This is a genomic window from Nonomuraea sp. NPDC049725 (assembly GCF_040674795.1).
GTDB lineage: Bacteria > Actinomycetota > Actinomycetes > Streptosporangiales > Streptosporangiaceae > Nonomuraea > Nonomuraea ceibae.
The window spans coordinates 277,073-297,620 of the sequence record NZ_JBFANJ010000002.1 but is presented as its reverse complement, the minus strand read 5'-3'; the positions used below and the strand labels follow the sequence as shown (position 1 = coordinate 297,620).

Here is a 20,548-nt window from a genome sequence, read left to right as displayed (position 1 = left end):
CCGTGTCAGGAAATTTCGGGACACGTGGAGACACCGCGGAAAGGCCGCCCGGAAACGCGGAACAGAGGCGTCGAAGGATCACCTGAGGTCGGGCGGGCGCACACCACGGACGTGGGCGCGGCGTCTCGGCCTCAGAGCTTCAACAGATCACCTCGGATGTCGGCGGCAGGACCCGCACACTGTACGCGACCGAAAAGGTGGGGGCAAGGGGATGCCGGTGGTGCATCTTCCTCCACCCCGGCTGTGCAGCTGGCCTCCTGTCCGCCTCCCGCCCCCGCCCGTAGCGTCGGAGCCGCAGAGCAACGCGCAGGCCATCCGACGAGAGGACGATCATGAGCGAGGTCACGCGCAGGGGCTTCATCGGCGGGACAGCGGCGCTCGGCGGCGGGCTCGCCGCGGGCGCCGGGTTACCCGGCGAGCCCGCCGGGTCCGGCGCCCCGCCGCTCGGGCCGGTCGTGGTGCGCCCGTCCGACCCCCGCTACGAGGACCTGGCGGTCCGGCGCACCAACCAGCGCTTCCGCGCCGAGCCCGACTACTTCTATCTGGCCGGGACGACCGAGCAGGTGGTCCAGGCCGTCGGCCGGGCGGTGCGCGAGAACCGGCGGCTGACCGTGCGCAGCGGCGGCCACTGCTACGAGAACTTCGTCGGCGACGGCGCCGAGGTGGTGCTCGACCTGTGCGAGATGTCGGAGGTCTACTTCGACGAGGAGCGTCGCGCGTTCGCGATCGAGGCGGGGGCCACGCTCATGCAGGCCTACCGGCGGCTCTACCTCGGCTGGGGCGTCACGATCCCCGGCGGCCAGTGCGGGGGCGTGGCCGCCGGGGGGCACATCGCGGGCGGCGGCTACGGGCCGCTGTCACGGCGCGACGGCCTGACCGTCGACCACCTGCACGCCGTCGAGGTCGTGGTCGTCGACCGGCACGGCCGCGCCCGCGCCGTCGTGGCCACCCGCGACCCGCGCGACCCCAACCACGACCTGTGGTGGGCCCACACCGGAGGCGGCGGCGGCAACTTCGGCGTCGTCACCCGCTACTGGATGCGCGACCCGCGGGCGCGCGGGGACGACCCCGGCACCCTGCTGCCCAGGCCGCCCGCCTCCGTCGTGTCGGGCATCGCGATCTGGTCGTGGAAGGACATGACGCGCGAGTCGTTCCAGCGGCTGCTGCGCAACTACGGCGAGTGGCACGAGCGCAACAGCGAGCCCGGCACCCCGTACGCCTCGCTGTGGGGGTCGCTGCTGATCCCCGGCCGCCAGGGCGACGACGCGCCGGGCGACATGATCCTGCCGGCGCAGATCGACGCGGGCGTGCCCGGCGCCGAGAAGCTGCTGGCCGGCTTCCTCGCCGCCGTAGGCGAGGGCGTCACGCCGCCGGCGACGGTGCCGCCGTTCCTGCGCCAGCCGTGGTTCCAGGCCGTGCGGTCGCTCTCGCTCGGCGAGGCGACCGAGGCGGGCCACTACAAGGGCAAGTCCGCCTACCTGCGCAGCCGCTTCACCGACGAGCAGGCGGGCATCGCCTACGACAGCCTGACCGCGGGCGGACCGGCGCGGACCGGCGTGCTGTGGCTGCTGTCGTACGGGGGCCGCGTCAACACGGTCGCGCCGGAGGCGACCGCCACCGTCGAGCGCCGGTCGATCCTCAAGGTGCTCCACCTGGCCACCTGGGACCCGGCCGGCGACGGCGCGGCCGAGCTGGCCTGGGTGCGCGGCCTGCACCGCAGGACGTTCGCGGCGACCGGGGGCGTGCCGGTGCCGGGCGGCAACCTCGGCGGCGCCTACATCAACTACCCCGACACCGACCACGCCGACCCGGCCTGGAACACCTCCGGGGTGCCCTGGCCGGCCCTCTACTACGGGGACAACTACGCGCGCCTGCAGCGGGTCAAGGCGCGCTGGGACCCGCGCGGCGTCTTCGGCCACGCCCTGTCGATCAGGCCGTGACCAGGCCGCTCACCTGGGCCAGCAGCTCCAGCGAGCGCAGCCAGGCCGCCCGCTCCGGCGCCGCCGACACCACGATCAGCTCGTCGGCGCGGGCGTGCTCGGCGAACCTGTCGAGCTCGGCGGCGACGTCTCCCGGTGTGCCGACGGCCGAGTAGCGCGTCATCTGCAGGATCTGCTGCCCGGCGGGGGATTCGAGGACAGCGTCGGCCTCCTCCGGCGTGAACGCGCGGCCCCGGCCGAGCAGCAGGCTCACCCGCTTGCGCTTGGCCGACAGGAACTGCGCCTGCGCCTCCTCGGCCGTGTCGGCGGCGATCACGTTCACCCCCGCGATCACGTACGGCTCCGCGAGCTGGGCCGACGGCCGGAAGTCACGCCGGTAGAGCTCGACCGCCTCCTCCAGCGCGGCCGGCGCGAAGTGGGAGGCGAACGCGTACGGCAGCCCAAGCATGGCGGCGAGCTGGGCGCCGAACAGGGACGAGCCGAGGATGTACAGCGGCACGTCGGTGCCCTTGCCCGGCGTCGCCTCCACGCCGGGGATGCGCGACTCGCCGGTCAGGTAGCCCTGCAGCTCCAGCACGTCCTGCGGGAACTCGTCGGCGGCGGCCGGGTTGCGGCGCATCGCCCGCATCGTCTGCTGGTCGCTGCCCGGCGCCCGGCCCAGCCCCAGGTCGATGCGGCCCGGGTGGAGCGTGGCCAGCGTGCCGTACTGCTCGGCGATCGTCAGCGGGGCGTGGTTGGGCAGCATGACGCCGCCCGCGCCGAGGCGGATCGTGCGGGTGTGCGCGGCCACGTGGGCGATCAGCACGCTCGTGGCGGACGAGGCGATCGTGGGCATGTTGTGGTGCTCGGCGTACCAGATCCGCCGGTAACCCCACTCCTCGGCGCGCTGCGCCATCGTGACGCTGGCGGCCAGGCTGTCGGCGGCCGTCTCCCCTTCGCCGATGTGCGCCAGATCGAGTATGGAGAGCGGGAGAGCCATGGAGAACATGCCTTTCGCTGTGAAAGATCCGGGAGCACGTGGTGTAACCACCGGGACGTCCGGGTTATTTCACAGGGCCGGTTAACCGGGGGTTCACCGGTGGTGTCTACGTTGACGGGCCATGAGCTGGAAGTACACGGTCAACGCGACGCTCGAAGGACTCACCGGCTACACGCTGACCCGGGCCCGCGCGGTCAGGCCGGCGCCCGCGCCGAAGCCCGTCCCCAAGCCGCCGCTCGAACTGCAGCGGCTGCCCGGCGACGAGGTGCGCCCGCCGGCCGACCCGGCGCACGACCGGCTGCTGCGGGCCCCGGTCTTCCTGCTCTCCTCGGTGCGCTCCGGCTCGACGCTCATGCGCGTCATGCTCAACAGCCACTCCCAGGTGCACTCGCCCATCGAGACGCACTTCCGGCGGATCACCGTCGGGCTGACCACCGAGCCGGTCCGGCAGGCGATGGAGCTGCTCGGCCACACCCACAGCGACATCGAGCACATCGTGTGGGACCGGATGCTCCACCGCGAGCTGGCCCGCAGCGGCAAGCCGGTCCTGGTGGAGAAGACGCCCTCCAACGTGTTCGCCTGGCGGCGGATCGCCGCGTGCTGGCCGGACGCGCGGTTCCTGTTCCTGCTGAGGCACCCGATGTCGATCGTGCAGTCCTGGCACGAGGCCGACCCGGTCAAGCGGCCCATGGAGGAGGCGGTGCCGCGCACGCTCAGCTACATGACCTACCTCCAGGAGGCCCGCACCCACCTGGAGGGGCTGACCGTCCGCTACGAGGACGTGGTCGCCGACCCCGAGGCCGAGCTGCGGCGGGTGTGCGCCTTCCTCGGGGTGGAGTGGGAGCCGTCGATGCTCAACTACGGCGAGCGCGACCACGGCGGCTTCGTGAAAGGCGTCGGCGACTGGCGCGACAAGATCCGTAGCGGTACGGTCGTCGCTGGCCGCCCGTTGCCGACAGACGACGAGCTGCCGCCCGAGCTCAGGGAGATCTGCGGGCTGTGGGACTACTGCTGAGCTCGGCGCTTGCGAACCAAGGCTCCGGCAGAGTTCGCCTGCCGTTCTCCGGTGGTTCTCCTGCCGATCTTTCGTTGCCTTGAAGGTGTCCTGCATGATCGCCGCGCCGTCGCGCCGCACCCTGCTCACGGGTGCCCTGGCCAGCTTGACCGTCTCCGCCTCGGCGGCCCCGGCGCGGGCCGCGTTCCCCCGGCGGCCCAACTTCGTCGTCATCCTGGCCGACGACCTGGGCTGGGGGGAGATCGGCAGTCAGGGGCAGCGGCTGATCGCGACACCGCACCTGGACCGGATGGCGCGCGAGGGGGTGCGGTTCGAGACCGCCTACTCGGGGGCGCCGCTGTGCGCCCCGTCGCGCTGCTCGCTGCTGACCGGCATGCACGCGGGGCACGGCACCGTACGGGAGAACCCGGAGGGCGGGCCGCAGCGGTCGCTGAGCGAGGCCGACCTGACCTTCGGCGAGTTACTCCAGCTCGCGGGCTATCGCACGGCGTGCATCGGCAAGTGGGGGTTCGGCCCCGAGCAGGCCGGTCAGCCGTCGCACCCGAACGAGCGCGGGTTCGGCGAGTTCTTCGGCTACATCGGCCACCGCCACGCCCACCAGTACTACCCGGAGTATCTGTGGCACAACGCCGGCCGGGTGGCGCTCGGCCGCAAGGAGTACGCGCCCGACCTGCTCCTGCGGCGGGCCGTCGACTTCGTCCGGCAGCCGTCGGACGACCCGTTCCTGCTGTACTTCGCCACGAACCTGCCGCACGCCCCCAGCGTCGTCCCCGGCGACGCCGGCCGCTACGAGGACAAGCCCTGGACCAGGGCCAACCGGCGGCACGCCGCGCAGGTCGGGCGGCTGGACGCGCACGTGGCCACGCTGCTGCGGGCGCTGCGCGAGGCGGGCGTGGCCGACGACACGGTGGTGCTGTTCACCAGCGACAACGGGCCGCACCGGGAGAAGGGCGTGACGCCCTGGCTGTTCGACTCCAACGGCCCCTACCGGGCCGACAAGCGCGACCTGTACGAGGGCGGCATCCGGGTGCCGTTGATCGCCTGGTCGCCGAAGATGCGCGGCCGGGTGGTGCGCGAGCCGGTCACGCTCTACGACGTGCTGCCGACGCTGGCGGACCTGGCGGAGGTGCCCGCGCCGGCCGAGCTCGACGGCAAGTCGTTCAGGAAGCTGCTCAACGGCGGCCGCCGCGAGGGCCACAGCCACCTGGTCTGGAACCGCCCGCGCAAGGCGCAGGCGATCCGCCGGGGCCGCTGGAAGGCCATCAGGTTCGAGCCCGGCATCGCGGGCGCGGGCCCGGAAGGGCGCGTCGAGCTGTACGACCTGGCCACGGATCTCGGGGAGACCCGCGACCTGGCGTCACGCAGGCCGGAGCTGGCGGCCGAGCTGATGGAGCTGCTCGACCAGTCGATCGGCCCCGACCCGCGCACCCCGTACGGGCTGCGCGTGCGGAGCGCGGGCGAGCAGGTCACGGTGGCGCTGGTGAACGGCTCGAAGGTGCCGTGGCGGCGGGTCACGCTGGCGCTGACGACGGCCGGGGGCAGGCGGATGGCCGGGCGGCGGGAGGTGACGCTGCTGCCGGGCGAGGAGGTCTCCGAGGTGTTCACGGTCGGGGGCCGGGGCCCGGTCACCGCCTCTGCGGGCTTCGGGGCGGGCGGCAGGCGGCACACCTTCCGGCGCGCGCACCGGCTCCGTACACTGACGTGAGGCTTTCTCGGAAACCGGGTCGTGTATGTCAGAGCGCCACGACGATCTTTCGGCGGCCGTCTCGGCCGTGCTGACCGGGACGCGGCTGCTCGTCGGCATCGCGGCCCGCTCCCTCGGCTCGGTCGGCGACCGGGTGACGCTGCCGCAGTTCCGGATGCTCGTGGCGCTGGCCGGGCACGGCGAGACCAAGCTCGTCACGCTGGCCGTGATGCTCGGCGTCAACTCCTCCACCGCGCTGCGGATGGCCGACCGGCTGGCGGCGGCGGAGCTGATCGTGCGCGAGGTCAACCCGCACAACCGCAGGGAGAGCCTGATCCGCCTGACCGGCGAGGGACGCCGGATCGTCGAGGAGGTCTCCGCGCGCCGCCGCGCGGAGATCGGCGCGATCGTCGAGCGGCTGTCGCCGGCGCAGCGTCACGCGCTGGTCGAGGCGATGACCGCCTTCACCGAGGCGGGCGGCGAGCCGCCGCCGGAGCACGCCGCGCACCCGCTCGGCTGGCCCGGGGCCTGACCGTCAGGAGGCCACCGTGCGGGGCAGTGCCGCCACCGCCTCGGTCACCGTGTCGTAGGTCTGGAAGCGCCGGTGCAGCCCGGTGACGTTGAGCACCCGCTTGAGCCGCTGGTGCAGCTCGCACAGCACGAGCACACCGCCCGCGGCCTCGGCCTCGCTCAGCCCGGACAGCAGGACGCTCAGCCCCGAGGAGTCGCAGAAGTTCACGCCCTTGAGGTCGACCACCACCCGGGGCGGCTCCGCGCTCGCGATCGCCTCCGCCATGCACTGCCGCAGCTCGGCCGCCACGGCGATGTCGAGCTCGCCGGACAGGCTGAGGACCGCTGCGCCGTTGTGCGGGGTGATGATCCAGGAGAAGCCCGCCTGCACGTTTCCGCCCTCCAGCGGTGAAAGTGTGCCATTTCACCTATGACCATCATTGCATAGTGCAATGAACTGGTGCAGTACCCAGCAATCAGCTGATACATGCGCCGAGTTCCGCGAATCTCTCCACCGCGCGGCACCCGTACTACTGTCGTGAACCTGTTCCCCCGGCCGGTGCTCGACGCCCTGGCCGCCGACCCCGGCCGGACCGCCTTCCAGCACGGCACGCGGGCCGTCAGCGCGGACGAGCTGCTCGGCCTCACCGGCCGCGTCGAGCGGCGCCTGCGCGAGGCCGGGCTCGGCCCCGGCAGCGGCGTGGCCGTCGCCGCCGCCACCTCGCCCGAGACGTACGCCGCCCACCTCGCCGCGCACGCGCTCGGCTGCCGGGTGGCGGCGCTGCGGCCCGGCTGGAGCGCCGCCCAGCTCGCGCACGTGCTGCGCGAGCCCGCGGACGCGCTGATCGCCGACGCCGCGACGATGACGCCCGAGCTCGCCGGGGCGGGCGCCCGGCTGCTGTCGCTCGGGCCGCTGCCCGGCGCGGCCGACCTGCTGCGCCCCGGCCCCGCCGCGCCGCCCGAGGTGCTGGCCCGGCCGGACGACGTCGCCAGGCTCACCTTCACCAGCGGCAGCACCGGCCTGCCCAAGGCGTGCGCGCAGACCTACCGCGCCCACAGCCTCGCCTACCAGGACTGGCCGCCGGTCCTGGCCGAGCTGATGACCCGCTTCGAACGCTGCCTCGTGCACGGGACCCTGGCCAGCCCGGTGATGATGACGTACGCGGGCCGCTGCCTGGTGGCGGGCGGCACCGTCGTCGTGCCGGGGCCCGGCGAGGACCTGGCCGCCGCGCTCGGCCGCCACGCCGTCACCGCGGCCATGATGCCGCCGCCCCGGCTGGGCGCCCTGCTCTCCGCCCTCGGCGCCGGCGGGCCGCCCGGGCTGCGGGCGCTCGTCCTCGGCGGCGCCCCCGCGGGCCCCAGCCTGCTCGCCGCCGCCGCGGAACGCCTCGGCCCGGTCATCTGGCAGGGGTACGGCCAGGCCGAGGCGGGCGTGATCACCATGCTCACGCCCGCCGACGTGGCCGCCGGGCGGCTGACGTCCGTCGGCAGGCCGCTGCCGGGCGTCCGGCTCAGCCTGCGTGACCGCGACGAGCGCCCCGTGGGCCCCGGCAAGGTCGGCGAGGTCTGGGTACGCAGCCCGCACCGGATGGCCGGCTACTGGCGCGACCCCGAAGGGACCCGCGAGGTGCTGCGCGACGACGGCTGGCTGCGCACCCGCGACCTGGGCCGGCTGGACGGCGACGGGATGCTGCACCTGACCGGCCGCACCCGGGATGTGATCATCGTCAACGCCGAGGTCTGCTACGCCGGGGCCGTGGAGGCCGTGCTCGCCGGGCATCCGGCCGTCGAGCAGGCGTTCGTCGTCGGCGCGCCCGACCCGGTGACCGGCGAGGCCGTGCACGCCTACGTCGTCCCCGCCGGGCGCGCCCGGGTCTCCCGCGACGACCTGGCCGCGCTCGTACGTGACGCGCTGGGCGAGGCGGCCGTCCCCAGGACGGTCACCACGCTGGCCGAGGCGCCGGTCAACGAGGCCGGCAAACCGGACAAGTCCCGGCTCAAGCCCGGTTGAAGTGGTTCTCGCACAGGCGCAGGCGGCGGGCCTGCCACACCATGTAGGTGCCGAGCACGAGCTGCACCAGGCTGCGCCACACGTCCTCCCACAGGTCGCGCACCCGCAGGAACGCCAGCACCGCCCCCCGCAGGCGCGGCTCGCGCCCGCGCGGCGTCATCACGCACGGGCCCCGGTTCGGCAGCGCCCGCTCGTGCCCGGCCGAGGTGCGGAACGTGTAGCCCGCGTCCAGCTCCCCGACCACGGCCCGGATGGTGACCGGGGCCAGCCGCCAGGCCGGGCACGGCCGGTTCGCGGCCACCCCGAACGGGATCCGCCCCCCGGACCGGTGGAACTCCGGATAGCTGAAGCAGAGCACCGACCCCGCCGGGATCGTTGCCCCGCTCCGCAGCTCGATCTCGCCGGAGGTGATCCGGTGCGCGATCCCGAACAGCGGATAACGGCGCAACGTCTCCGCGATCACCTCGTCCAGCGGCCCCTGCGCGCCCTCGGCCAGCGCCATGAGCACGTGCGCCGTCGCCTCCGAGCTCTGCACGATCGCCGTGTTGAAGAACGCCCCCTGCAGGTAGAGCGCCCGCTCGCGCGGGCCCAGCGAGTCCGGCAGCGGATGCGCCACCCGGTCCTGCACGCTCTCCAGGTACGCGGTCAGCCGCAGCCGCCGGTCCATGTGCCGCAGCCCGCAGCACTTCAGCGCCGTCACCACGTCGTCGGCGCTGGCCACGATCAGCTCCCGCACCCCCGGCGGGCACGGCGTCCCGAACACCAGCCGGTGGTAGAACTCCGCCCACACCGGCATCACCAGATCGCGCAGCCGCACCAGCCCCCGCCCGGCCGGCAGCGCGTCACGCAGGCTCTCCACCGCCAGCCGCTCCGCCTCCCGCGTGCTCGTCGTCAGCACGCGCCGGGTGCACCGGGCCACCTCCGTGTAGAGCGGCCCCGGCTCCAGATGCTCCTGGTGCAGCTCCGGGCCGGGGGACAGCCAGTACCAGAACAGGTCCGACAGCGCCGCGCCCCGGCTGCGCCCGTCGGCCGCCGGATGCCCGTACACCTCCAGGAACTCGGGGACGCCGACCAGCTCGCCCGGCACCGCGACGCCCTCCGTGCCGTTGATCCGCGCGAACAGCCACATCCGCAGCCCCGTCACCACCCGGGGCAGCCAGAACGGCAGCGAGAGCACGAACAGCACCAGCAACAGGACAGTCATGACGGTTGTACGAAATTGAACACACCTCTGGATTCACCGGAATCCATGAGAGAGATTCGGTTCGTACGACCTCGTGATCGTTGCCCGCCCGCCGACAGCCCGGGGAGACGTCGTGAACCTCTTCAACGTGCGTGACTTCGAGGACGTGGCCAGGGAGAAGCTCGACCCGGTCTACTACGACTACTTCGCCGGCGGCGCCCAGGACGAGGTCACCGTCCGCGCCAACGAGGCGGCCTTCCGGCGGCTCTGCCTGGTGCCCCGGGTGCTGCGGGGCGTCGAACGGCCCACGCTCGAGGTGAACCTGCTCGGCCAGCCCGCCTCCATGCCCGTGCTGCTCGCCCCCACCGCCTTCCACCGGCTCGCGCACCCCGCCGGGGAGGCCGAGACCGGGCGGGCCGCCGCCCAGGCCGGCGTGATCATGATGGCGGCCATGCTGTCCACCGTGCCCGTCGAGGAGGTCGCCGCCACCGGTGCCACGCTCTGGTTCCAGCTCTACATCCAGCCCGACCTGGGGTTCACCGCCTCGCTCGTGCGCCGGGCCGAGGCCGCCGGGTGCAAGGCCATCGTCGTCACCGTCGACTCGCCCGCGCTGGGCAGGGGCGAGCGCGGCGACCGCAACAACTTCCACGACCTGCCGCCCGGCCTGCACTGCGCGAACCTGCGCGGCGACGGCAACGTCCGCCAGGTCGTGCTGTCCCCCGAGATCTCCTGGAAGCACGTCGACTGGTTACGGTCGATCACCTCGCTGCCGATCGTCCTCAAGGGCATCCTGCACCCCGCCGACGCCGTGCTCGCCGTCGAGCACGGCGCCGCCGCGATCATCGTGTCCAACCACGGCGGCCGCCAGCTCGACACCAGCCCGGCCAGCATCGACCGCCTCCCGCTGATCGCCGACGCCGTCGACGGCAGGGTGCCGCTGCTGCTCGACGGCGGTGTACGGCGCGGCACCGACGTGATCAAGGCTCTGGCGCTCGGCGCGCGGGCGGTGGCGATCGGCCGGCCCGTCATGTGGGGCCTGTCCGTGGCCGGGGCCGAAGGCGTCGCCAAGGTGCTGACGCTGCTGCGCACCGAGCTGCTCAACGCGCTCACCCTGTGCGGCGTCGCCGGGCCCGGCGAGCTGACCAGGGAACTGGTGGTCGCGTGAAGGTCATCGGAGCGGGCGTCGGCCGCACCGGCACGCTGTCGCTCAAGGCCGCGCTCGAACGGCTCGGCTACGGGCCGTGCTTCCACGGCCGCCACGTGCTCGACCACCCCGACCGGCTGCCGCTGTGGCGCGACGCCGCCGCCGGGCGGCCCGTCCCCTGGGAGACCGTCTTCGACGGCTACGCCGCCAGCGTCGACTGGCCCGGCGCGGCCTTCTGGCGCGACCTGCTCGCCGCCTTCCCGTCCGCCCGGGTGATCCTCACCGTCCGCGACCCCGATTCCTGGTACGAGAGCGTGCGCGCCACCGTCTACCGCATGTTCGGCGACGGGCCCGCCGAGCCCCGGGTGGCCGAGGCGCGGCGGATCGTGCCCGGACTGGACGTGTTCACCGCCTTCCACCGGCAGATGATCTGGGACGGCTTCTTCGGCGGGCGCTTCGCCGACCGCGACCACGCCATCGCCGTCTACCGGGAGCACAACGACGCCGTCCGCCGCGAGGTCCCGGCCGACCGGCTCCTCGTCGTCGAGCCGGGCGCCGGCTGGGGGCCGCTCTGCGCCTTCCTGGGGGTGCCGGAGCCGGGGGAGCCGTACCCGCACCTGAACGACCCGGCCAGGTTCTGGGCGCGGGTGGCGGCCCGGGTGGCGGAGTCCTGATCGTGGGCTGACCTCGGCTATGGGACGGCGGCGGCCTGTCGCAGCCGGGCCAGGCCGCGCCGGATCCGTGTCTTGACCGTGCCCAGCGGCAGGCCCTCCCGGCTGGCGATCTCGGCGGCCGTCAGCCCGTAGCAGACCGACAGCAAGATCGGCCGGCTCAGCTCGGCGGGCAGCACCCGCAGCTCGTCACGCACCCGCTCCACCTCGCCCAGCGCCTCCCGGCCGTCGTCCCCGCCGTCGCCCCGGCCGTCGCGCGGGCTCGGCAGCCAGGCGGGGTCCACCGGCTGGTCACGGCGCAGCCGCAGCGCGTCCACGGCCAGGTTACGGGTGATCGTCAGCAGCCAGCTCGCGACCCTGCCGCGCCCGGGATCGTAGCGGGCGGCGTGGCGCCAGGCCCGGACGAAGGCGTCCTGCGCCACCTCCTCGGCCAGCCCCGGGTCACCCACCACGCTGAGCGCCAGGCCGTACACCCTCGCCTGGTAGCGCCGTACGAACGCGACCGTCGCCTCGGCCTCGCCGGCGGCGATGGCGGCCATGAGCGACTCATCCGAGAGAGACCACACCGTCCATCACACGCGCAACCCGGCCCCCACTTCAACAAACCGCGCATTTCGGTCATTTGTGACGGGCATCCGGGCCGGGCCGCTTCCCTTCCGGCGGGGGCGGCCCCGCTCAGGCGGTGAAGTCGGCGAAGTCGAACCCCGGCGAGACGACGCAACTCACCAGCACCTCCCGATCCCCGGCAGGACGCGCCGACTGCCACACCCCGCCCGGCACGACCGCCTGCGGCACCTGCCCCTCCTCCACCAGCGGGCCCAGCACCACGGTCGCGTCGCCGATCGTCAGCTCCAGCGGGCCGCCCCGATGCCACAGCCACACCTCGTCCGAGCGCACCCGGTGCGGCACCGACTCCTCGCCCGGCTGCAGCAGGAAGTAGATGCCGGTCGCGCTGGCCCGCGTCCCGCCGTAGCCCTCCGGCCGGAACTCCACCCCCGACCGCCACGTCTCACGGAACCAGCCACCCTCGGGATGCGGCAGCAGGTCGAGCGCCCGGGCGATCGGCGGGCGCGCCACGAACCCCACGGGCGCGCCGGTGACGTCACGCCGCAGGAACCGCTCACCGTCGAGCACCAGTTGCCCGTCCAGGCCGCTCGCCAGCGCCTCGGCCTCGTCGGCGACCTCGACGACCGGGCCATCGGGATAGATCTTCAATTCCACCCGCCCGATCTTACGTACCCCGCTCTGCCGGCCGCCCCGGATCACCCTCACCACCGGAGTGGATCACGTCCCCGACCGGGGCGGAAATGTCGGTCCGAGTGGCTAGTGTGCTTCAGGTGATCGAACGGTGGAGCCGTGATCAGGTGCTCGCCCTCGCCCCCGACGCGCCCTCCCGCAAGGCCGCCCAGGAGGTCGCCGCACCCGGCTCGTGGACGTCCCGCGGCGTGGCGGGCGACGTGCTGTTCGGAGCCTGCGAGGGCAGCGGCCCCACGCCCTACGAGGCGCGCGTCGACCTCGCCGAGCCCGCCTACCGCTGCACCTGCCCCAGCCGCAAGCTCCCCTGCAAGCACGTGCTCGGGCTCCTCCTCCTCTGGTCCGCCGGCCACGTCCCCGCGACCTCCACCCTCCCCTCCTGGGCAGCCGACCGGCTGGCCCACCGCCCCGCACCCCCCACCACCCGACCGCAACCCCCGACCACCGCCCCCGAGGCCGCATCAGGGGCGGTGGCTGCAGCTGGCCCCGCGTCTGGGCCCGCGCCCGAACCTGGGCCCGCGTCCGGGTCTGCGCCTGATCCCGGGATCGCATCCAGAGCTGGCGCTGGGGCTGCGGCTGCGTCCGGAGCTGTGCGGCAGGGGCGGGTGGCGGCCGGGATGGCGGAGCTGGAGCGCTGGCTCGCCGACCAGATGCGGCAAGGGCTAGCCGGCGCCGGGGAGCACGACTGGGAAGGCGTGGCCAAGCGGCTCGTCGACGCCCAGGCTCCCGGAGCCGCCGGGGCCGTCTCCCGGCTGGCGCGCGTCAGGGCCATGGACGACTGGCCGGGGCGTCTCCTGGAGGAGTACGCCCTGCTCCACCTGCTGGCCGTCGCCTACCGCCGCCGCGCCGAGCTGCCGCCCGACCTGGCCGAGACGGTGATGATGCGCACCGGCTTCCCTGTCACCCGCGAGACGGTCCTGACCAGGCCGCCCGTCCGTGACCTGTGGGACGTGCTCGGCCTGCGCGACGAGACGCAGGACCGGCTCACCGCCCGCCGCGTCTGGCTGCGCGGCCGCGAGACGGGCCGGGCCGCCCTCGTGCTGTCGTTCGCGCCGCCGGGCCGCCCGCTGGACGACTCCCTGGTCACCGGTTCCACGATCGACGCCGACCTGGCCTTCTATCCGGGCGCCGCCCCCTTGCGCGCCCTGGTCGCCACCCACCACCCGGACGTCGCGGCCCCGGCCGAGCGGGTGCCGCCCGGGCTGACGCCGGACGAGGCGATGGGCGAGGTGGCCGCCGCCCTGGCCGCCGACCCGTGGACCGACTCCTGGCCCCTGGTCCTGGCCGGTGTGGTGCCGTACGCGCCCTCGGCAGGCACGTCGTCAGCAGGCACGTCGTCAGCAGGCACGTCGTCAGCAGGCACGTCCTCTGTAGGCACGTCCGCTGCGGGCGCGGCCTCGGTGGGCGCGGCCTCGGTGGGCGGCTTCCCGCTGCGGCGGGTCACCCGCGCCTGGTGGCGGCTGCTCGCCGTCTCCGGTGGCCGGCCGGTGACCGTGGCCGCCGAATGGACCCCGTACGGGCTCAACCTGCTCACCACCTGGGACGACGACGGAATGGCGGTGATCCTGTGACCTCGCCGGCAGATCGGGTGCACTGGGACGCCCTGACCTCCACCGCCCTCGTGGGCACCGACCGCAGGCCGTACCAGGGCGACCTGCTGGCCGACGCGGCCGTCGAGACAGCCCGCCGCCGCGCCGGCCGTCGCCCCACCCCCGAACCTCACACCCCAGAAACCTCCACCCCCGTACGGCCCGCCCCCGGAGCCTCCACCTCCGGCAGCCTCACCCCCGGACGGTCCGTTCCCGAAGCCCCCGCTGCCGGACGGCACGCCCCCGCCCCCGCCCCTGTACGGCCTGCCACCGAGGAGGAGGGACAGTCTCTCATCGGACGGGCAGCGGACGAGGGCGAGGCGGCCGGCGGGCAGCCCGCCCCTGAGGAGCAGGGCGTCGTCGGACGGCCAGCCCCGGAGAAGGGGCAGCCGGTCCCTATGCAGCAGGCCGCTATCGGGCCGCCAGCCCCGGAGGAGGAGCAGGCTGTCATCGGGCGGGCGGCGGCGGGGCGGTTGGTGCGGATCATGGGAGGTGAGCAGCGCAGGCTGCTGGGCGAATGGCTGGAGGCGGCGGCCGCCACCGGCCGCAGGGTGCCGCCTGCGGTGCTGCCCGAGCTGCTGGAGCACGGCCTGTCCGACCGGTCGATCCGCGCGCACATCGGCAGGCTCGCCGGCCGGCGCGGCAGGTGGCTGGCGGAGCGGGCCGAGCGGTGGGCGTACCTGCTGGAGGAGCCCACCGGCGAGACGTGGGAGCTCGGCAGCGCCGCCGACCGGCTCGCCTACCTGCGGCGGCTGCGGGCCGCCGAGCCCGGTGAGGCGCGGCGGCTGCTGGAGAGCACGTGGGAGCGCGAGACGCCGGACGACCGGGCGGCGTTCATGGCGGTGATGGCCACCGGGCTGTCGATGGACGACGAGCCGTTCCTGGAGGCGGCGCTCGACGACCGCAGGCGCGAGGTGCGCCAGGAGGCGGCCAACCTGCTCACCCGGCTGCCCGGCTCGAGGCTGGCCGGGCGGATGGCCGAACGGGCCCGCCGCTGCCTGACCGTCGGCCCCGCCGTCATCCACGTCGAGGCGCCCGAGGCGTGCGACAAGGCGATGGAACGCGACGGCGTACGCGCCAAGCCGCCGCGCGGCATCGGCGAGCGGGCGTGGTGGCTGCAACAGGTGATCGCCCGGGCGCCGCTGTCGACGTGGGAGCTGCCGCCGCACCGGATGCTGCGCAAGCGCATGCCCGAATGGCACGACGAGGTGCGGGCCGCCTGGGTACGCGCCGCGGTGCTGCAGCGGGACCCGGAGTGGGCGCGGGCGATGTTCGCCTGGGACCCGATCGCCGACCTGCTCGAGGCGCTGCCGCCGGACGAGCAGCAGGAGCTGGCGGCCGGGTTCGTCAACGACCATGACCCCGACGGCCAGCTGATCATGGTGCTGGGCGGCGTCGCGCCGTGCTGGCGGGAGCGGCTCGCCACCGCCGTCCTCCGCAAGATCGTCAGGGTGGCCGCCACCCAGCCGTGGAACCTCGGCGAGCTGGTCAGGCTCGCCGGCGAACGCATCGACCCCGCGCTCGCCGCCCTGGCCGAAGGGTTCTCGCCGGTGCCGCCCGTCCAGGAGGTCGCCGCCCTCCTGCGTTTCCGAGCCGACATGCTGAGGGAGCTCTCCCCATGACCGTCCTGCGCCCGCACGCCGAAGACCAGTACGCCGACGAGCTGGCCCTGCTCGCCAAGGAGGACGACCGGCCCCGGCCGCCCGGCTGGAAGCTGTCGCCGTGGGCCGTCACCGCGTACATCCTCGGCGACGGCGACCGCGTCACGCCCAAGTACGTGGGCGCCCGGCGGATCGTCGAGGTCGCCGTCGCCACCCTCGCCACCGATCGGGCGCTGCTGCTGCTCGGCGTGCCCGGCACCGCCAAGACCTGGCTGTCGGAGCACCTGGCCGCCGCCATCAGCGGCGACTCCACCCTGCTCGTCCAGGGCACCGCCGGCACCGCCGAGGAAGCCATCCGCTACGGCTGGAACTACGCCCGGCTGCTGGCCGAAGGCCCGTCCCTCGACGCCCTCACCCCGTCGCCCGTGATGCGCGCCATGGCCGAGGGGCGGCTCGCCCGCGTCGAGGAGCTCACCCGCATGCCGTCCGACGTGCAGGACGCGCTGATCACCGTGCTGTCGGAGAAGACGCTGCCGATCCCCGAGCTCAACCGCGAGGTCCAGGCCGAACGCGGCTTCAACGTGATCGCCACCGCCAACGACCGCGACCGCGGCGTCAACGAGCTGTCCAGCGCGCTGCGCCGCCGCTTCAACACCGTCGTGCTGCCGGTCCCCGCCACCGCCGAGGAGGAGGTCGACATCGTCACCCGCCGCGTCGCCCAGCTCGGGCGGTCGCTGGAGCTGCCCGAGACCGGCGCCGGGCCCGCCGAGATCCGCCGCGTCGTCACCGTCTTCCGTGAGCTGCGCGCCGGGGTCACCGAGGACGGGCGCACCAAGCTCAAGTCGCCCAGCGGCACGCTCTCCACCGCCGAGGCCATCTCCGTCCTGACCAGCGGCATCGCCCTGGCGGCCCACTTCGGCGACGGCGTCCTGCGTCCCGCCGACGTGGCCGCCGGCCTCGTCGGCGCCGTGGTGCAGGAGCCGGTGTCGGACCGGGTGGTGTGGCGCGAATACCTGGAGACGGTGGTCCGCGAACGCTCCGACTGGCGCGACTTCTACCGCGCCTGCCGCGAGGTGTCATGACGCCGACTCCACACCTTTCCCGAGACCCGTTCCCCGCCCCACGGGCGGCCCGAGGGCTGGCCGACCTGGGACCGGCACGGCTCCACGAGACGGCGCACCTTCCGAGGGGGACGCGACCCCGAGGGCCGGGGAGCCCGCCGAGGGGCCCGCAACCTCCTGGGGTGGCACGCCTGCCCAGGCCGGAGTGCCTTCCGAGGGATCCACGCCCTCCTGGGGCGGCGGGCTTTCCGGAGGTTGCGTGCCTTGCGGGGGTGGGGCGCTCGCTGGCGGTGGCTGGCCTTGCGGGGGTGGCGTGCTCGGTGAGGGGGTTGTGGGCTTCGGGGGTGGGGTGGTGTGGCGAGGGGGTGCCGGGGGGTTGGGTTCCGGGGGCGGTTCGGTGTGGGGAGGTGGGGGAGCGGTGGGGGTGACGGTTCTCGGGGTGCGGCATCACGGGCCGGGGTCGGCGCGGGCGGTGCGGGCCGAGCTGGAACGGCTGCGGCCCGGCGTGGTGCTGATCGAGGGGCCGCCGGAGGCCGACGGGCTCGCCGGGCTGGCGCCCCAACTGGAGCCGCCGGTCGCGCTGCTGGCGCACGTGCCGGGCAGGCCCGACGCGGCTGCGTTCTGGCCGTTCGCTGCGTTCTCGCCGGAGTGGCAGGCCATGCTGTACGCCGCCGAGGCGGGCATCCCCGTACGCTTCTGCGACCTTCCGGCGGCCTGCAGCCTGGCGGCGGACGAGGACGAGCGGCCCCGGGAGACCGATCCCATCGGCGCGCTCGCGGATGCCGCCGGGTACGACGATCCGGAGCGGTGGTGGGAGGACGTCGTCGAGCACCGGGGCGACACGCCGTTCGAGGTGATCGCCGAGGCGATGGCGGCCGTCCGGGAGGGGTACGTGCCGGCCGGCCGGGAGGCCAGACGCGAGGCGTACATGCGCAGGACGCTGCGCGCGGCCGTCAAGGAGGGGCACGAGCGGATCGCCGTCGTGTGCGGCGCCTGGCACGTGCCCGCGCTGACCGGGCCGCTGCCGCCGGTCAAGGACGACGACGCGGTCCTGCGCGGGATGCCGCGGGTGAAGGCCGCGCTGACGTGGGTGCCGTGGACGTACGGGCGGCTGGCCTGGTGGAGCGGCTACGGGGCGGGGATCAGCTCGCCCGGCTGGTACGACCATCTGTTCACGGTGCCGGACCGGCCGGTGGAGCGGTGGCTGGCGGGCGCGGCGGCGGTGCTGCGCGAGGAGGGGCTGGCGGTGTCGCCCGCGCACGTGATCGAGGCCGTACGGCTCGCGGAGGGGCTGGCGGCGTTGCGCGGCAGGCCGCTGGCCGGGCTCGGCGAGGTCACCGAGGCGGTCAGGGCGGTGCTGTGCGAGGGTGACGAGCTGGCGGTGGAGCTGGTGCAGCGGCGGATGGTCGTCGGCGACCGGCTGGGCCGGGTCACCGACGGGACGCCGATGGTGCCGCTCCAGCGTGACCTGCGTGACCAGCAGCGGGTGACGCGGCTGCGGCCGGAGGCGGCGGACCGGCGGCTCGACCTCGACCTGCGCAAGGCGCTCGACCTGGCGCGCAGCCGCCTGCTGCATCGGTTGCGGCTGCTCGGCGTGGGTTGGGGGGAGCCGGTGGAGGCGCGGGGGAAGGGGACGTTCCGGGAGTCGTGGGCGTTGCGGTGGCGGCCGGAGTTCGACCTGGCGCTCATCGAGCGGGCGGCCCTGGGCACGACCGTGGCGGCCGCCGCCTCGCGCCACGCCCGCGACCAGGCCACCACCCCCGGAGCCACCCCAGCCCCCGGGCGCGGACAAACCGGGCCCGCTCCCGGGGCTTTCCCCGCTCCCGCTCCTGGGCTTGGGGGGAGAGGAGGCGGTGGGCCCGCCCCCGCTCCCGGGCTCGCAGCCCGGGGAAGGGCTGGGGGCGTTGGGGGTGGGTTGTCGCTGGCGGGGTTGACCGGGCTGGTCGAGCAGTGCCTGCTGGCCGATCTGCCGGAGGCGTTGCCCGAGGTGCTGGGGGCGCTGTCGGCCAGGGCCGCGGTCGACACCGACGTGACGCACCTGATGGCGGCGCTGCCCGCGATGGCGCGTGCCCACCGTTACGGGGACGTGCGGGGGACGCCGGCGGAGGGGCTGGCGGTGATCGTGCGTTCGATGCTGGACCGGATCTGCGTCGGCCTGCCCGTATCGGTGGCCGCGCTGGACGACGGGGCCGCGGCTGCCCTGCTGGAGCATGTCGATGCCGTCCATGCCGCCGTGGCACTGCTGGAGGAGGACGGCGACGGGCAGGGGGAGGGGCCGCGGGGGCGGTGGCTGGCGACGTTGCGCGGCATCTGTGACCGGCCGGAGCTGCACGGCCTGGTGGAGGGCCGGTTGACCAGGATTCTGCTGGACGCGGGGGAGCTCGGCGACGCCGGTGACCGGATGTCGCGGGCCATGTCGCGGGGCGGGCCGCCGGCGCGGGCGGCGGCGTGGATCGAGGGGTTCCTGGCGGGCGGCGGGCTGCTGCTGGTGCACGATCCGCGCCTGCTGGGGCTGGTCGACGCGTGGCTGTCGGGGCTCGGCGACCAGCAGTTCGTGGAGGTGCTGCCGCTGCTCAGGCGGACGTTCGGCGGCTTCGCCGTACCGGAGAGGCGGGCGATCGGGGAACGGGTGCGGTCGGCGGGGGCGCCCGGCGGGCCGGAGGGGGAGCGGGAGCTGGACGCGGAGCGGGCGGCGGCGGCCGCCACGACGGTGCTGGCGATTCTCGGGAGGCGGCATGGATGACGAGCGGCTGCGCAGGTGGCGGCTGGTGCTGGGCGGCGGGGAGGCCGACGGGACCGGTCACCGGCTCGGGGGCGCCGACCTGGGCATGGACGGCGCGCTGGCGGCCGTCTACGAAGGGCGGGAGGGGCGCGGCGGCGGGCTGGGGGCGTCGGCGCCGAGGGTGGCGCGGTGGCTGGGCGACATCAGGACGTACTTCCCGGCGCCGGTCGTCCAGGTGATGCAGCGTGACGCGATCGAGCGGCTCGACCTGACGCGGCTGCTGCTGGAGCCGGAGATGCTGGAGGCGGTCGAGCCGGACGTGCATCTGGTGGGCACGCTGATCGCGCTCAACCGGGTGATGCCCGACCGGGCGCGGGAGTCGGCGCGGGCGGTGGTGCGGTCGGTGGTGGCGGAGCTCGAACGCCGGCTCGCGCAGAAGACCAGGGCGGCCGTGACGGGCGCGCTCGACCGGGCGGCCCGGACGCGCAGGCCGAAGCGGGTGGCCGACATCAACTGGAACCGGACGATCCACTCCAATCTCGGCAACTATCTGCCGGAGAAGGGCACGCTGGTGCCGGAGCGGCTCGTCGGGCACGCGCGCCGGCAGCGGGCGGTCGGGCGGGAGGTGGTGCTCTGCGTCGACCAGAGCGGGTCGATGGCGTCGTCGGTGGTGTACGCGAGCGTGTTCGGGGCGGTGCTGGCCTCGATGCGTTCGCTGAAGACGTCGCTGGTGGTGTTCGACACGGCGGTGGCGGATCTGACCGACCGGCTGCATGACCCGGTGGAGCTGCTGTTCGGCACCCAGCTGGGCGGCGGCACCGACGTCAACCGGGCGGTCGCCTACTGCCAGGGGCTGCTGACCCGGCCGGCGGAGTCGCTGTTCATCCTGATCAGCGACCTGTACGAGGGCGGGGTCAGGGAGGAGATGCTGCGCCGCGTCAACGCGATGACGCGGGCGGGCGTCCAGGTGGTGGTGCTGCTGGCGCTGTCGGACGAGGGCGCGCCCTCCTACGACCGGGAGAACGCGGCGGCGCTCGCGGCGATGGGGGTGCCCGCGTTCGCCTGCACCCCGGACGCCTTCCCCGGCCTGATGGCGGCCGCGATCGAGCGGCGTGATCTCGGCCGGTGGGCCGAGGTCAACCTGAGCGCCCCCGGGGGTGGGGCCGGGCCCTGAGGGGCAGCCC

At 74.6% G+C, this 20,548-nt stretch carries 17 protein-coding genes; 12 read left to right on the top strand and 5 right to left on the bottom strand.

All coding sequences use genetic code 11. The features are described from left to right. Positions 1-332: 332 nt before the first annotated feature. Entirely contained in the window at positions 333-1,940 is a 1,608-nt protein-coding gene (locus AB0J53_RS05785; protein ID WP_364168915.1) for an FAD-binding protein, read from the top strand. Here the strand turns inward: AB0J53_RS05785 and AB0J53_RS05780 are convergent. Continuing rightward, the gene (locus AB0J53_RS05780; protein WP_364168913.1) at positions 1,930-2,919 is read right to left on the bottom strand and encodes an LLM class flavin-dependent oxidoreductase; all 990 of its coding nucleotides are present in this window, start codon (positions 2,917-2,919) and stop codon (positions 1,930-1,932) included. The two genes, AB0J53_RS05785 and AB0J53_RS05780, sit on opposite strands and share 11 nt — an antisense overlap. 121 nt (positions 2,920-3,040) lie before the next feature. Here AB0J53_RS05780 and AB0J53_RS05775 point away from each other — a divergent pair, with 121 nt between their 5' ends. The 3 genes from AB0J53_RS05775 (at position 3,041) to AB0J53_RS05765 (ending at position 6,150) form a co-directional block, all read left to right on the top strand. Continuing rightward, on the top strand, positions 3,041-3,934 hold the full coding sequence (locus tag AB0J53_RS05775) for a sulfotransferase (protein ID WP_219511327.1): 894 nt from the start codon (positions 3,041-3,043) through the stop codon (positions 3,932-3,934). 94 nt (positions 3,935-4,028) lie between these two features. Further along, the gene (locus AB0J53_RS05770; RefSeq protein ID WP_364168910.1) at positions 4,029-5,639 is read left to right on the top strand and encodes an arylsulfatase; all 1,611 of its coding nucleotides are present in this window, start codon (positions 4,029-4,031) and stop codon (positions 5,637-5,639) included. A 25-nt stretch (positions 5,640-5,664) separates the two neighbouring features. Further along, complete coding sequence (locus tag AB0J53_RS05765) at positions 5,665-6,150, top strand: MarR family transcriptional regulator (RefSeq protein WP_364168909.1); 486 nt, start codon at positions 5,665-5,667, stop codon at positions 6,148-6,150. A 3-nt stretch (positions 6,151-6,153) separates the two neighbouring features. On the opposite strand, the gene AB0J53_RS05760 is transcribed toward AB0J53_RS05765, so the two are convergent. Further along, positions 6,154-6,519, bottom strand: a complete 366-nt coding sequence (locus AB0J53_RS05760) for an STAS domain-containing protein (RefSeq protein WP_219511320.1) — start codon at positions 6,517-6,519, stop codon at positions 6,154-6,156. Between the two features lie 147 nt (positions 6,520-6,666). On the opposite strand from AB0J53_RS05760, the gene AB0J53_RS05755 reads away from it, so the two are divergent. Beyond that, positions 6,667-8,139, top strand: coding sequence for a fatty acid--CoA ligase family protein (locus AB0J53_RS05755; protein ID WP_364168907.1), 1,473 nt, complete (start codon positions 6,667-6,669; stop codon positions 8,137-8,139). Here AB0J53_RS05755 and AB0J53_RS05750 read toward each other — a convergent pair. Next, positions 8,126-9,343 (bottom strand): hypothetical protein, encoded by a 1,218-nt coding sequence (locus AB0J53_RS05750; RefSeq protein ID WP_364168905.1) that lies wholly within the window; start codon positions 9,341-9,343, stop codon positions 8,126-8,128. The genes AB0J53_RS05755 and AB0J53_RS05750 overlap by 14 nt on opposite strands. Before the next feature lie 112 nt (positions 9,344-9,455). On the opposite strand from AB0J53_RS05750, the gene AB0J53_RS05745 reads away from it, so the two are divergent. Further along, the gene (locus AB0J53_RS05745) at positions 9,456-10,487 is read left to right on the top strand and encodes an alpha-hydroxy acid oxidase (protein ID WP_219511314.1); all 1,032 of its coding nucleotides are present in this window, start codon (positions 9,456-9,458) and stop codon (positions 10,485-10,487) included. Further along, entirely contained in the window at positions 10,484-11,140 is a 657-nt protein-coding gene (locus tag AB0J53_RS05740; RefSeq protein ID WP_364168903.1) for a sulfotransferase family protein, read from the top strand. Before AB0J53_RS05745 ends, AB0J53_RS05740 begins: the two co-directional genes overlap by 4 nt. A 17-nt stretch (positions 11,141-11,157) precedes the next feature. On the opposite strand, the gene AB0J53_RS05735 is transcribed toward AB0J53_RS05740, so the two are convergent. Continuing rightward, positions 11,158-11,676, bottom strand: a complete 519-nt coding sequence (locus tag AB0J53_RS05735; RefSeq protein ID WP_364168901.1) for a sigma-70 family RNA polymerase sigma factor — start codon at positions 11,674-11,676, stop codon at positions 11,158-11,160. A 136-nt stretch (positions 11,677-11,812) separates the two neighbouring features. Beyond that, entirely contained in the window at positions 11,813-12,358 is a 546-nt protein-coding gene (locus tag AB0J53_RS05730; protein WP_308126059.1) for a cupin domain-containing protein, read from the bottom strand. Positions 12,359-12,474: 116 nt separating this feature from the next. Here AB0J53_RS05730 and AB0J53_RS05725 point away from each other — a divergent pair, with 116 nt between their 5' ends. The 5 genes from AB0J53_RS05725 (at position 12,475) to AB0J53_RS05705 (ending at position 20,538) form a co-directional block, all read left to right on the top strand. Continuing rightward, positions 12,475-13,962 carry an SWIM zinc finger family protein gene (locus AB0J53_RS05725; RefSeq protein WP_364168898.1) on the top strand — a complete coding sequence of 496 codons (1,488 nt, stop codon included), beginning with the start codon at positions 12,475-12,477 and terminating at the stop codon, positions 13,960-13,962. Next, complete coding sequence (locus AB0J53_RS05720) at positions 13,959-15,602, top strand: DUF5691 domain-containing protein (protein ID WP_364168896.1); 1,644 nt, start codon at positions 13,959-13,961, stop codon at positions 15,600-15,602. The genes AB0J53_RS05725 and AB0J53_RS05720 overlap by 4 nt, the downstream gene beginning before the upstream one ends. Beyond that, complete coding sequence (locus AB0J53_RS05715) at positions 15,599-16,663, top strand: AAA family ATPase (protein ID WP_219517345.1); 1,065 nt, start codon at positions 15,599-15,601, stop codon at positions 16,661-16,663. The genes AB0J53_RS05720 and AB0J53_RS05715 overlap by 4 nt, the downstream gene beginning before the upstream one ends. Positions 16,664-17,060: 397 nt before the next feature. Continuing rightward, positions 17,061-19,385 (top strand): DUF5682 family protein, encoded by a 2,325-nt coding sequence (locus AB0J53_RS05710; RefSeq protein ID WP_364168894.1) that lies wholly within the window; start codon positions 17,061-17,063, stop codon positions 19,383-19,385. Next, positions 19,378-20,538: a VWA domain-containing protein gene (locus tag AB0J53_RS05705; protein WP_357590821.1), complete on the top strand. Its 1,161-nt coding sequence runs from the start codon at positions 19,378-19,380 to the stop codon at positions 20,536-20,538. Before AB0J53_RS05710 ends, AB0J53_RS05705 begins: the two co-directional genes overlap by 8 nt. The last annotated feature ends 10 nt before the right edge of the window (positions 20,539-20,548 follow it).